Origin of the sequence: Paenibacillus sonchi, assembly GCF_016772475.1 — a bacterium.
GTDB lineage: Bacteria > Bacillota > Bacilli > Paenibacillales > Paenibacillaceae > Paenibacillus_AQ > Paenibacillus_AQ sonchi.
Genome location: NZ_CP068595.1, coordinates 7,370,159 through 7,383,064, shown reverse-complemented (window position 1 = coordinate 7,383,064; position 12,906 = coordinate 7,370,159). Strand labels below are relative to the sequence as shown.

The window sequence follows — 12,906 nt, the reverse complement described above, 5'->3', positions numbered from 1 at the left end:
ACAACAGATGATTAGTTTTTAAAATCAGCGTTGAGTGTTGTCTCTTTCCATTCTTCTATACTTGCAAGTAAGTTTGTAAATTTAGTTGTGGCACCCAGATAGGCTCCTTCACCAAGAAGTAGACGAAGCGGTGGTTTATCGGCTTGAGCGACCATGATAACTGCTTCTGCAGCCTTTGCAGGATCACCCGCTTCTTGCCCGCCTCCTTGCTGTAAAAAGTTCAACATTTGGCCTACTGAGGATTCACTATAATCAGAAATTAGTGTCTCGGTTTTTACTGAAGAACGACCGCCCCAATCAGTGCGGAAGGAGCCGGGTTCAATCAATGTTACATGAATATTGAATGACGCTACTTCTTGAGCAAGACTCTCAGAAATACCCTCAAGGGCATATTTCGTAGCGTGATAGTAACCAAGTGTAGGGAAAGAGACTAAGCCGCCGATGGAAGAGAAATTAATAATATGGCCGGACTTCCGGTTTCGCATATACGGTAGGACGGCATTGGTCATATGCATAAGACCCCAGAAGTTGATTTCGAACATCTTCCGTGTTTCTTCTTCGATACTTTCTTCAACGGAAGCAAAATAACCAATGCCGGCATTGTTTACTAATACATCAATATGGCCGAATTTTTCAATTGTCTTAGAAACCACGCTGTTAATCTGATCTTTGTTTGTTACATCTAACGGCAAAGTAAGCGTATTTTCTTCATGGCCTTCTGTAATATCCCGGATCGCTTCAAGATTGCGTGCAGTGACTGCAACCTTGTAACCTGCATTAATTGCATGCTTCGCGATGTGACGCCCAAAGCCGGTAGAGCATCCAGTGATAATCCAAACTTTTTCCTGCAAAGACATATAATCACTCCTCTAAGTAGTTATGCATCATAGTCTACTACTTAAAGTATGCTTGAAGTCAAATCACACGTTAGAGTAAGGCTTTTTTGTCTGATGTCTGTTTGTACATTAATATATCGTAAATTGCAATTTTGCGTATTATTTTTTCCAAATGTAATTGGGTTTGCAGTACTGACTTTTCAACTTTCATTTTGTGCGCCGATAAAAAATCCTTTCTCGCATCCAGTGTCTCATCCCCTTGCAAGATAAGGTCTGTATACGCTTTGATCTCCTCGATTGTCATGCCTGTATTCTTCAGGGCAATAATTAATTCCAGCCACTCCAAAATCTCCTCGGAGTATTCTCTCCTTCCGCCGGAATTCCGGTTTACAACGGGTAGAATTCCAACCTCTTCATAATAACGTAGAGTTGAAGCGGGGAGTCCTGTTATTTTTACGATTTCATTTATGCTAAACATAGGATTCTTCCTCTCCTTATCTTAAAGTTGGCTTTAAGATGAAGTGTATTAATACGATCATATTACAAAAATATGCTGAAAGAAATATTTAATTATGTTACATCCATAAACAATGCAGTATAGCAGACCTAATTTGTGAAGGTTGATCCTGGCACTGAAAGGCTGTCGCTTGCGGCAAATATTTAAATATTGCAAAGCTTGCGCTTTGGAGAATTCGTTCTCTTTTAAAAAAGTGCCATTCCAGAATTAGAAGGATCGTATTGCAGTAGTGGCCGGCTACAAGTTCATAGGGTCCATACTCTTATGCAACATGTTCCAGATGTACTCTTGCCACGCAGTGCCTGTTCTTCAACTGAAATAAAACTCTCTTTTATTTGCTGAAAGCATGCAGATAACAGAGAGTCTTTTGCCCTATTGATAAGTATTATCAGCCTAGCCTCGTTGTCATTTAGCATACAGTGCTTGAATTAATATGAATAAGAATTCAGCAACAATTCGTTTAAGCGCTTGCAGGTGCAGCCTTTAAAAATGTCGAATGTTAGCTTTTAGTGTCACAATGAGAAGCAATTCAGCAAAAAGGGGGCAAGGTGGTGGGCGCATTTAGGCTGATTATGAATTATTTTCAGCAGGCGACGATGAAGAAGAGGATCATGTTCATTTTTGCAAGCGGTACCTTGGTTCCCTTTATGTGTGTCGTGCTGCTGTCTTATCATACAATGTCTTCAATTCTGTCGGGCAATCTGGAGAGCAGTGTGCGCAGCAATCTGAAGCAGGCGGAATTATCCCTGGAGAGAACGATCAGCAATTTGAATCATGTCTCTCAACAGCTTGCACTCCAAGGCAGCATCGGCAAGAAAGTGGATTCGTTGCTCTCTACGGACAAGCAGTTTGAAAGAGCAGTGCTAACGGAAGAGATTAATACGGAACTAAATCTGGTTTCTTTTACCAACCCCACGATCGGCCTGATGATGTACTATTCAAAAGTTAAAGGCACCTATATGTTCAATAGCACCACCGTTAAGGAGGATTATGAGATAAATGGCTTGCCACTGCTGGCCGAGTATTTTAGAATCTCATATTTTGGGCCTCATATCAGCAATGAACGGTACAATGACGAATATGTGATTTCGGCACTCCGTAAGGTGGATTTGCCCGGAGATCCTGATGATATGTATGTTTATGTCGAGTCAGGCTTCAAGATGACCCCATCTATCTTTGAGAATAAACTGGAGGATGCATCCTATTACTTGATTCTGGATAATGATAAGAGAATTGCGTTTAGCGATGTACCTGCGGATTTTGCCATGAATCACTACTTTAACGATACCGGATCCAACAACGGGTCCGGACTGCAGAGCGGATATTATTGGTTTGAGAGCACCAGTAATCAGGGTTGGAGCGTAGTCTCACTGATTCCCAAAGACGAATACAACAAGGAGAAGAACCGCTGGGTTATTCAAATGATCTACTTATTCTTACTGTTTCTTGCCGTCAGCCTGCTGATTGCCTGGTTTCTATGGAAGATGGTCTACGTTCCGCTACAGCAGTTCAATCATCAGATTAAATCAATCACCCTGCGGAATACAGTCCTTGCCGAAGTTCCGCGTATCAAGATTCCGGAGTTTGATTTCCTGCTCAAGCAGTTGCAGAATATGAAGAATCAAATTTCGGAGCTAATCCAGGAAGTCGAGGTCAAAGAGAAAGGAAGAGCTGACCTGGAGGTAGAGAAGCTGCTGTATCAGATCAACCCGCATTTTTTGATGAATACTCTGGATACGGTCCACTGGCTGGCTGTGATGAATGGACAGAAGGAAATTGACAAGCTCGTGGTCTCGCTCAATAAACTGCTGTATTACAATTTGGGCAAAAGAGGACAAGTCTCCACCATCCGTGAGGAAGTCGATTCGATTAGGCAGTATTTAACGCTCCAGCAGGTCCGGTATGATTTCGCCTTTGATGTACGGATTCATGTGGCTGACGATGTGCTGGAACTCGCGATTCCCCGGTTTATCTTACAGCCGATTCTGGAGAATTCACTCTACCACGGACTTCATGATGAGGGATATATTCAGGTGGAAGTAGAGAAGGCTGGAGGACAAATTATAATATCTGTCTATGATAACGGGGCGGGCATTTCGGAAGAGGATATCGGGAAGCTGCTCCATCAGAAGCAGGTTGAACAACAGAGGGCGGGTATGGGCATCGGAATGAGCTATGTTAAACGAATGATCGAGAACCAGTATGGAAGTCTAGCCAGCCTGGAGATCCACAGCCAGTTGGGTAAAGGAACGACGGTCTACTTGAAATTACCAAGCATGGAGGTACTGCCGAATGATTAAGGTCCTGATCGTGGATGACGACAACCTGGTGCGCAAAGGGCTGATGTCAATGCTTCCTTGGAAAGAATACAGCATGGAGGTAGTAGGAGAAGCCAAGAACGGTGAAAAGGCGCTGGAATTTCTGGCGGAGCATAAGGTGGACTTATTGCTTACCGATCTGGCCATGCCTGTCATGTCGGGTATGGAGTTCATGCGGATCGTACGGAAGCAATATCCCCATATCTCTATAGTGGTGCTGACGCTTCATCAGGATTTTGAATATATTCAGGATTGCCTGAGACTGGGGGCTATTGATTATATAGCCAAGGTTGAACTGGAAACAGATAGTTATGATGAGGTAATGGGCAGAATCAGAGGAAGAATACTGGAAGAGAAGACGAAGATTGCTGCTCCCGCTGTAAGTGATGAGGTACAACAAACAAGTTACAGCTTCTATGAAGCCATTCCCAGTGAAAATCTGGATGATCCAAGCCATGATAAATTATTATTGTCCTCGCCATTCAATGAAGATGTGCTCGCCGAACTGAAGAAGGCAGGCCTTTCGCTGGGCTGGGTTCATAGAGTATCTGAGTTCGATAGGTTTCTGGAGGATTTGAAAAATGCAGCTCTGCCGCCTGCCAGGCTGACCGCGCTCCTGAATTCATTATTGCCGGGATGGAACCGGATCTACGCCTCTGTGACTAGGCAGTACATTGAACTGCCGGAGACCTTCGGTGCCTGGTTCGAAGTCGAAAAATGGCTGTATAAGGCAAGAGAGTCTCTTGCTGCTGCCATTGGTAAGCCCCAATATTCAGAAGAGGTCAAAGAATGCATCGCAAGAGCGGTGCAAGCCATGCATGAGGAGTTAGCCGATCCGGTCATTGCTTCCGAGTTGGCCAAACGAGTGAATATGAGCCGCAGCTATTTCAGCCAGTGCTTTAAGGATATGATCGGCATGACCTTCAATGAGTATTTACGTTCGATCCGGATGGACAAGGCCAAGGAATATCTGCAATATACACAAAAAAACATACAGTGGATTTCCGAGCATACGGGGTATAACGACCAGAAATACTTCAGCCGGGTGTTTTATGAAAAAACGGGCATGCTTCCGAGCGAGTACCGGCAAGCTTCCCAATCCGGGATACAAATGTCCGATTTATAGGGGGAGAAATGTCTGCTGCCGTGGCACAAACTTCCCCCATATCTCTACCCAAACTGTAAGCCGCATTTTGTCACGAAGGTGGCATCCATCATATATACTCAGGTAACAAGGTACTATTACTGAGAGAAGGGAAGGGAAGATGAAGAGAAGACATGGGATCATTCTTCTGATCGTCATGCTGATGTCTGTAAGCGCATGCAGCGCCTCCGATAAATCTAGTCCAGACACCGGCCAACACTCCAGACTACTTCCTGATTCATCTGGTAAATATGAGCAACCTGTCACCATAAGGATTGGCACTACCGTCGAATCTACTAAGTCGTTGCTGGAGGGCGAAACCCTTGTTGACAATCAATATACCCGTAATATCAAAAACAACTTAAATATCATCGTGGACTATTCCTTCAAGGCCTCGCCGGCAAATTATAACCAAAAAGTAAGCCTGGCCATTGCCAGTGGTGATTTGCCGGATGCAATGATTGTTGGCCCTGTAGAGCTTAGAGAAATGGTGGAGGCCGATCAGCTGGCGGATTTGACCGAGGTCTATCAGACTTATGCTTCCCCGGTAATCAAGAGGATTGTTGACAGCACAGGCGGCGAAGCCCTTAACAGCGTAACATTTGATGGTAAAATTCTCGCCTTGCCTAATGTGCAGCTGCATGCAGATGGTGTCCATCTCTTATGGATTCGCAAGGATTGGCTGGATAAACTGCATCTGGAGCCGCCCCAAACCATGGAAGAGCTTGAAGAGGTTGCGCGTGCGTTTGTGGAACAGGATCCAGACGGCAATAATAAGCAGGATACCATAGGACTGGCTGGACCGAGCTCGACAGGTAAGCTGTATGCGAATTTTCTTCATTCAACCAACACTCTGTATGGCTTTGACGGAATCTTTGCCGCTTATAATGCCTACCCGGGCTATTGGCTGGAGGATAATGGCAAGGTGGTATACGGCTCCATTCAGCCGGAGACCAAGGAAGCCTTGGGGGAATTAAGGGAGATGTATTTATCGGGGCTGATTGATTCTGAAATGGGGGTGCGTGAAGATCCGGGAGAATCTATTGCCGGTGGAAAGACTGGGATGTTCTTTGCACCATGGTGGGCACCCTACGGACCTATAGACGATGCAGTCAGGAATCATCCCGAGGCAAATTGGCAGGCGTATGCACTCCCGCTGGACCGGAGCGGTGAGTACCGTCCACATATGAGTACGACTACAAGTCAATTTGTCGTTGTCCGCAAAGGGTATGAACATCCTGAAGCTGCTATGTTAATCCTTAATAATCTGGTTCTTGGGGAAAGCCAGGGAACCTTTACTACCGAAAGGGGGCCCACAGAATATCCTTTACGATTAACTTATGCGCCGACGGATGAGACCGAATATGAAGTGAAGGCGCTGCGGCAGGTATTTGCAGGAACTAAAACCGCTGCAGATTTCCTGGATAAGCCTGAATACAAGATGCTGCAATCCGATATCAGCAATATTGGTCCTGTCAAATTAGGGCCTTACGACAAATACGATATCCAGTATTGGGCCCCCGGCAAAAACAGGGCCATGTGGATTCGCGCCTATGCTTTAATGGTGGGCGGGTCACCGCTTGTAGACAATGAGATTAAGGGAATATTCAGTACCACCTATACCCAAACCCAAACCATGGAGAGCAGATGGCCCAAGCTTCAGCAGCTTGAAGATGAGACCTTTCTGAAGATTATCCTTGGTGCAGCTCCACTGGACGCTTTTGATCAATTCGCCGAGGAGTGGAATCAGCAGGGCGGGGATGAGATTACCAGGGAAGTGAATGAACTAAACCATAAATGAAATGATTACTTCCGATGTGGCGCTGGAGATGCTACCGGCGCCATCATCTTAGAAATAGCGGGAATTCAGGTCCGTATGTGGCATCACACGCTTGTATAATGTAAATATATTACTATTTAATAATATTATAGTAGTTACAAACTTATAAATGCTCAATCTTTTATGAATTTTAACAGTGGAGGAGAACAATGGACATCAATACTGTAAATACACCCATAGTGGACGCACAATCCCCCAAACGTTTGCGCAACAACGATAAGTACCGTTTGTTTCTGATGGCAGTGCCCTTTCTGTTCTTGGCTTTTTTATTCTCATACCTGCCGCTTTACGGCTGGATCTATGCCTTCTACGATTACCGGCCCGGTATTCCGCTCTCTGCTTCCGAATTTATGGGCTTTGATTGGTTTACTTCGATGATATCCAATGAAATTCAGCGTCAGGAAGTCTTAAGAGTGCTGCGCAACACCTTTGCCATCAGTTCTCTAAATATTGCGACTTCCGTTTTACCGGTCATCTTCGCAGTCTTTCTTGTTGAGTTAAGAAGTACTAGATTTAAGAAAATTGTACAAACGCTTACAACACTGCCGAACTTCATCAGCTGGGTGCTCGTTTATTCCTTTGCATTCATGCTGTTTTCAGTAGACAACGGTTTTCTGAATAACCTGCTGCTGGATTTGGGCTGGATCTCCAAACCTCTGAATATTCTTGCTTCCGATGATCATACCTGGATGGCAATGACCTTATGGAGTATATGGAAAGGGCTGGGCTGGGGCGCGATTATGTATATTGCCGCCATTACGGGTATTGACCAGGAAATCTATGAGGCGGCAAGAGTCGACGGTGCGGGACGTTTCCGGTTAATGTGGCATGTAACGGTTCCGGGCATTATGCCTACCTTCTTCGTGCTTTTGCTACTCTCGATCGGAAACTTCATTAATAACGGCATGGAACAGTTCTACGTATTCCAGAATGCAATGAATACCAATCATATCGAGGTCCTGGACCTGTATGTATACAATATCGGGATGACGAATTCCAACTTTGGCTTCGCTACAGCCGTAAGCATGCTGAAATCATTGGTCAGTCTGTTCCTGCTGTTCGTAGCGAATACCATGTCCAAAGTCATCCGCGGTGACAGCATCTTTTAAAGTGACAGACAGAAAAGGAGAGAAGCGACATATGCCTACCAAAGAGAAATTTTCGTTGTTCCACTTCATTAACTATGCCGTATTTGCGCTCATTACGCTCATATGCTTATTTCCATTTTATTATCTGTTCATCAATACGATCAGCAACAATGACCTTAGCAGCAGAGGACTGGTCATGTTTTATCCGAAAGGCATTCACTTTACCAACTACATGGATGTATTTAAAATTCCCGGACTAGGCCAAGCTGCCCTTATGTCGGTCGGCCGTACGGTGATAGGAACTGTGTTGACGGTTGCTGCTTCCGCCTTTCTGGGTTACCTCTTCACCAAGCAAATGTGGGGACGCAAATTCTGGTACCGTTTTCTGGTCATTACGATGTATTTCAACGCTGGCCTGATCCCATGGTATTTAACGATGCTGAATCTCGGCCTGACCAATAATTTCGCCGCTTATGTTCTGCCGTTCATCGTCCAACCATTCTTCATCATTCTCGTCAAAACCTTCGTTGAATCTACGCCGATAGCCCTGCAGGAGTCGGCACAAATTGACGGAGCCGGTTATTTCAAGGTGTTCACAAGTATCATATTACCACTGATTACACCGATTCTGGCTACTATTGCCATCTTCTCGTCGGTTACCCAATGGAACAGCTTCACCGATACACTATTTCTGGTCACGGATCAGAAACTGTTCACACTTCAGTTCATTCTCTACCGGTACATGAATGAAGCTACGTCTATAGCCCAATTAATGAAGCAATCTACAGGCGCTATGGATCTGGATCTGGCCAATATGGCAACACCGACCTCCATTCGCACCACCGTATCTATGGTCGTTGTGCTGCCGATTCTGCTCGTGTATCCGTTCTTCCAGCGGTTTTTTGTCAAAGGGATTATGATTGGCGCAGTCAAAGGTTAAGCTGTCCTGCTTACGCTTGAAGGGGGTGAATTTCTTCTACTGAACGGTGTTGTATTCAATATTTAGAATTCCAAAGAGTATGAACAGGGGAGGATTTAGCATTATGAAAAAGAGATGGGCCGGGACTGCGCTTACCGCAGCAATGTGTGCAATACTCGTATTTACTTCAGCGTGCAGCAGCAGTAACAATGGTGGAAATGCGGCGAACAGCGGAACAAATACACCATCCACTTCTGCTAACAACAGTAATTCAGAAACTGCGGATAAAAAAGAAATCACCATTGATGTGTTCTCCATGCTAGCTAACTATGCCGGGGAACAGCCAGGATGGTTCGCTAAGCTGGTCAAAGACAAGTTCAATATCAAGCTCAACATTATCGCCTCAAACCTTGCAGGCGGACAGCAAAAAGTCGCTACAATGATGGCCTCCGGCGACCTGGGCGACCTGGTAGTGTTTGGTACTAACGGCAAGGATTATCAGGATGCCATCAAAGCAGGTCTACTGCTAGACTTTACGAAGAATGATATGCTGAATAAATATGGTCAAGGCTTGCTCGCCAATGCTCCAGAAGCGATTGAAGCCAATAAGAAGCAATTTGGCGGCGGCACGGCGGTATACGGAGTCGGATTTGATGTGGGAACAGGAGAAGGGCCATCGGAAGGGGCGACGATGACCTACGGACCGAACCTCCGCTGGGATTTGTATCAGAAGCTTGGTAGTCCGAAAATCACAACACTGAATGATTACTTGCCGCTGCTTAAGAAAATGCAAGAGCTCGAACCCAAGAGTGAAAACGGACGCCCGACTTACGGAATTTCACTCTGGTCCGATTGGGATGGCAGCTATATGACACTTGCCAAAGTTATCGCCCAGTTCCACGGCTATAATGAAGGCGACGGTCTGAATCCGGCTGGATTGACACTGACCCACCAGAATAAAGATGAATGGCAAGGTGTGCTTGATGAGGATGGATATTATCTTCAAGGGCTGAAGTTCTACTACGATGCGAATCAAATGGGACTTCTGGATCCGGATTCCTTAACGCAGAAGTTCTCGGATGTATCCAACAAGATCAAGGACGGGCAAGTCTTGTTCTCGCACTTCCCTTGGGTGGATAACGTGTACAACACTCCTGAACGTACAGCTGAGGGCAAGGGGTTTGCTCTAGTACCTTATGCCGAGGAGAAAATCACCTCTTACGGGCAGAGCCCTTACGGCGGAAACCGTGTTTGGGCGATTGGTGCAAAAGCGAAAGAGCCTGAGCGCATTATGGAATTCCTGAGCTGGCTGTACTCGCCAGAAGGTGTAATGGAATCGAATTATGGCCCTAAGGGATTGGCATGGGATATTGATGAGAGTGGTAAACCGTTCGTCACCGATTTCGGCTGGAAGGCACTGCCTGCCAATGCTGAGCCGGTTCCGGCGGAATATGGCGGAGGCACGTTCAAGGATGGAACGAACCAGATCAATAATACAACCTTGAAACTGACCAACATCAACCCGGATACCGGAGAAACGTATGACTACAACTTGTGGACTTCTACGCTAAACCATAATCCGGACCCGGTTACGAAGAGCTGGCGCGAAGCGATGGGAGTTATGACGGCGAAAGAATATTTTGTGAAGAACAATATGATTGAAGTCTCGAAGCCGTTCTTTACAACGGAAACCCCGGTTACCGTACCTGCTCAGCTGCAGCAGAAGATTGACGGAATCGGCAAGATCATCAAAGAGTACTCTTGGAAAATGGTCTTTGCTAAAAATGATGCTGAATATAACAAGCTCAAGGAAGAAATGATTACGAAATCCAAAGGCCTTGGTTATGACGAGGCGGTAGCCTTTGAAGTCGGAAATGCCGAAAAAATGGTATTCCCGAACAGATAAGCCTCTATATTTGCAGAATAAGAAAGCCGGTTGTCCAGAGGAATCTGGTTAACCGGCTTTTCCTTACAAGAAGCTATACAGGCGTACGCCATGTGGCGGTACAGTGGTCTGAAGCACATTGGCGTCAACTTCGGCTGGCGTCCCGCTCCACAATTCGGTGCCGGAGGCTGCACTGCTGAAGCCAATCTCTTCAAGCGCCAGTTCCAGCGGTAGCGGGCTGTCGCCGACGTTGAATATAGCAGCATACCGGGTTCCATCGCTGTGTCCGGCAGTCCAGACGATAAGTTCATCCTGGCAGAGCGCCTCTCTGGCTCCGCAGCTCTCGCGGTGCATGCGCAGCACCGCGCGGTTGGTCAGCAGCGACAGTGTCCAGTCGTCATTGTCACGCAGTTCGCCACCGAAGATCAGCGGAGAGCGGAAAATACTCCAGAGCGACATCATCGTCAGCTGTTCGTCGCGCGTGAACCGGGTCCAGCGGTCTTCCCCGCCACCATCCACAGAGCGGATGCCGATATGACCGAGCGGGAGCATGTCGCAGTCCGGCCAGGATCCGGCTTGTGGAACGCCCTGCCATTTCCGGCAGCGGTCGAACATGTCCAGCAGCAGCGGCCACAGGTCCCAGAAGTCATCCGTTACGCGCCACATGTTGGCATGCTCTACGAAGAAGTCCGAGTATTCCACCGGAGCAGGACCAGGTGAGAGGCTCAGCACCATAGGCCGGCCGCAGCGTTCGATCGCTTTGGAGATCAGGGCGATTTCCGGCTGATGAGTATCGTACAGCCGGGAAGCCGCGATGTCATCGACCTTCACCAGGTCAACGCCCCACTCTGCGTACAGTTTAAAGAGCGAATCGTAGTAGGCCTGTGCCCCTTCTTTTGAGGCATCCACACCGTACATATCCGTATTCCATGGACAGATGGAGTTCGTATGCGCAATATCGCGTGCCGTCGCGACTGTACCCAGAATCGGAGTGGCAGCGTGGGCGGCCTGCCGCGGAATACCGCGCATAATATGAATGCCGAATTGCAGTCCGAGACTGTGGACATAATCAGCTAACGGCTTGAACCCTTGGCCGCCGGCTACAGAAGGAAAGCGGTTCTCGGCAGGCATCAGCCGGGAATATTCATCCATCACTAGCGGGACGAAGGGACGGTATTGTGAAGAATTTGCCAAGGGCTCGTACCATTGAATATCGACGGTAATGTAGCTCCAGCCGAAGTCCTTGAGATGCTCGGCCATGTATTCCGCATTGCCGCGGATTTCCTCTTCTGTTACCGCTGCACCGTAGCAGTCCCAGCTGTTCCAGCCAAGCGGCGGAGTAGTTGCTGCAAGCTTATGATCCATTGTAAATCTCCTTTACTGATGTATTATTGCTCTTGTTACATTCATCATAATAAAGGGAATTAGCAATATCTATAGTAATCTTACAAATCCAATAGCACTATATTGCGGTTAATCGAAAAACAGGCGGCGGTAGGTCAGGCTTTCGCCCCCACTGCGGAACTCTCCCGGCGTAAGTCCGGTAAGGCTGCGGAACGCCTTAATGAAGTAACTTCCGCTAGAGTAACCGATCTGCTCAGCGATGGCTTCAATGCTCAGGCTGGATCCCCGAAGCAGCTCCATGGCCTTCTCGGTGCGGACACGGGTTAGATAAGCACCGGGCGTCAGTCCCGTGCTGGCCGAAAACCGGCGGATCAGATGATATTTGGATAGGGAGACATGCTCGGATAGCAGATCGATGCTGATCATCCGTGAGTAATTGCTCTCTATGAATTCAGCTGCGCGCCTAATATTCGCTGACCAGTTATCCCTGTCCCGAAAAGTGGTAACCTGCATTCTCGCCAGCTCTGTCACGAACTGATAGACACAGGATGACGCGATCAGCGGATCCGAGATTCTTCCTGCACCCGCATCAACTACAATCATTCGCGACAGCCGGACAGGCGTGCTGTCTGCGGGCAGATGTGGCACTTCCCCTGCAACGCGCAGGAATTTGCGCCAATGGGGCAGAATCAGGGTAGGCCGGAACAGCAGAAACAGGAATTGCCATGGCTCTTTTGAATCCGGGTGGTAGTAATAACGGTGGGGGCCGGGAATTTCGGCCAGAAAAGCCTGTCCGGCAGAGACCCGGTAAGTCCGGTTCTCCGACTCAAACACGCCTTCACCGGAGAAAGTGTACTGGAACAACAGAAGAGGGCCGTCATTGCGCTCCAACCCATCCCAGCGGTAAGCGGGATCGGTGATTGAATCATAACCGGCCGCAAATAATACGCACAACTGCAGCTCCTTATCTTCGGCGAACCTAAAGCCGTAGGTGCCTCTGGGGATATCCATGAAT

10 protein-coding genes are annotated in these 12,906 nt (G+C 47.3%); 6 read left to right on the top strand and 4 right to left on the bottom strand.

Going from position 1 to position 12,906, the window contains the following annotated elements:
- Positions 1–11: 11 nt before the first annotated feature.
- Positions 12–857: an oxidoreductase gene (locus JI735_RS33220; protein ID WP_039834016.1), complete on the bottom strand. Its 846-nt coding sequence runs from the start codon at positions 855–857 to the stop codon at positions 12–14.
- Between the two features lie 70 nt (positions 858–927).
- The gene (locus tag JI735_RS33215) at positions 928–1,314 is read right to left on the bottom strand and encodes a MerR family transcriptional regulator (RefSeq protein ID WP_039834015.1); all 387 of its coding nucleotides are present in this window, start codon (positions 1,312–1,314) and stop codon (positions 928–930) included.
- A gap of 590 nt (positions 1,315–1,904) precedes the next feature.
- Here JI735_RS33215 and JI735_RS33210 point away from each other — a divergent pair.
- The 6 genes from JI735_RS33210 (at position 1,905) to JI735_RS33185 (ending at position 10,568) form a co-directional block, all read left to right on the top strand.
- Entirely contained in the window at positions 1,905–3,653 is a 1,749-nt protein-coding gene (locus JI735_RS33210; RefSeq protein ID WP_325175562.1) for a sensor histidine kinase, read from the top strand.
- Positions 3,646–4,797: a response regulator transcription factor gene (locus tag JI735_RS33205; protein WP_039834013.1), complete on the top strand. Its 1,152-nt coding sequence runs from the start codon at positions 3,646–3,648 to the stop codon at positions 4,795–4,797. The genes JI735_RS33210 and JI735_RS33205 overlap by 8 nt, the downstream gene beginning before the upstream one ends.
- A gap of 139 nt (positions 4,798–4,936) precedes the next feature.
- A complete protein-coding gene (locus tag JI735_RS33200; RefSeq protein WP_039834012.1) occupies positions 4,937–6,616 on the top strand; it encodes an extracellular solute-binding protein in 1,680 nt (559 codons plus the stop codon).
- Between the two features lie 188 nt (positions 6,617–6,804).
- A complete protein-coding gene (locus JI735_RS33195) occupies positions 6,805–7,764 on the top strand; it encodes an ABC transporter permease (protein ID WP_233476184.1) in 960 nt (319 codons plus the stop codon).
- 31 nt (positions 7,765–7,795) lie between these two features.
- Complete coding sequence (locus JI735_RS33190) at positions 7,796–8,683, top strand: carbohydrate ABC transporter permease (protein WP_039834009.1); 888 nt, start codon at positions 7,796–7,798, stop codon at positions 8,681–8,683.
- Between the two features lie 103 nt (positions 8,684–8,786).
- The gene (locus JI735_RS33185) at positions 8,787–10,568 is read left to right on the top strand and encodes an extracellular solute-binding protein (protein ID WP_039834008.1); all 1,782 of its coding nucleotides are present in this window, start codon (positions 8,787–8,789) and stop codon (positions 10,566–10,568) included.
- Between the two features lie 63 nt (positions 10,569–10,631).
- Here the strand turns inward: JI735_RS33185 and JI735_RS33180 are convergent, their stop codons facing one another.
- A complete protein-coding gene (locus JI735_RS33180) occupies positions 10,632–11,912 on the bottom strand; it encodes a glycoside hydrolase family 27 protein (protein WP_202676855.1) in 1,281 nt (426 codons plus the stop codon).
- 108 nt (positions 11,913–12,020) lie between these two features.
- The gene (locus JI735_RS33175) at positions 12,021–12,902 is read right to left on the bottom strand and encodes a helix-turn-helix domain-containing protein (RefSeq protein WP_039834003.1); all 882 of its coding nucleotides are present in this window, start codon (positions 12,900–12,902) and stop codon (positions 12,021–12,023) included.
- Positions 12,903–12,906 lie beyond the last annotated feature (4 nt).

What these genes read in the sequence shown, in the direction of transcription:
- JI735_RS33220 (WP_039834016.1), bottom strand. Translation starts at nt 857, where the DNA reads ATGTCTTTGCAGGAAAAAGTTTGGATTATCACTGGATGCTCTACCGGC.
- JI735_RS33215 (WP_039834015.1), bottom strand. Translation starts at nt 1,314, where the DNA reads ATGTTTAGCATAAATGAAATCGTAAAAATAACAGGACTCCCCGCTTCA.
- JI735_RS33205 (WP_039834013.1), top strand. Translation starts at nt 3,646, where the DNA reads ATGATTAAGGTCCTGATCGTGGATGACGACAACCTGGTGCGCAAAGGG.
- JI735_RS33200 (WP_039834012.1), top strand. Translation starts at nt 4,937, where the DNA reads ATGAAGAGAAGACATGGGATCATTCTTCTGATCGTCATGCTGATGTCT.
- JI735_RS33195 (WP_233476184.1), top strand. Translation starts at nt 6,805, where the DNA reads ATGGACATCAATACTGTAAATACACCCATAGTGGACGCACAATCCCCC.
- JI735_RS33190 (WP_039834009.1), top strand. Translation starts at nt 7,796, where the DNA reads ATGCCTACCAAAGAGAAATTTTCGTTGTTCCACTTCATTAACTATGCC.
- JI735_RS33185 (WP_039834008.1), top strand. Translation starts at nt 8,787, where the DNA reads ATGAAAAAGAGATGGGCCGGGACTGCGCTTACCGCAGCAATGTGTGCA.
- JI735_RS33180 (WP_202676855.1), bottom strand. Translation starts at nt 11,912, where the DNA reads ATGGATCATAAGCTTGCAGCAACTACTCCGCCGCTTGGCTGGAACAGC.
- JI735_RS33175 (WP_039834003.1), bottom strand. Translation starts at nt 12,902, where the DNA reads ATGGATATCCCCAGAGGCACCTACGGCTTTAGGTTCGCCGAAGATAAG.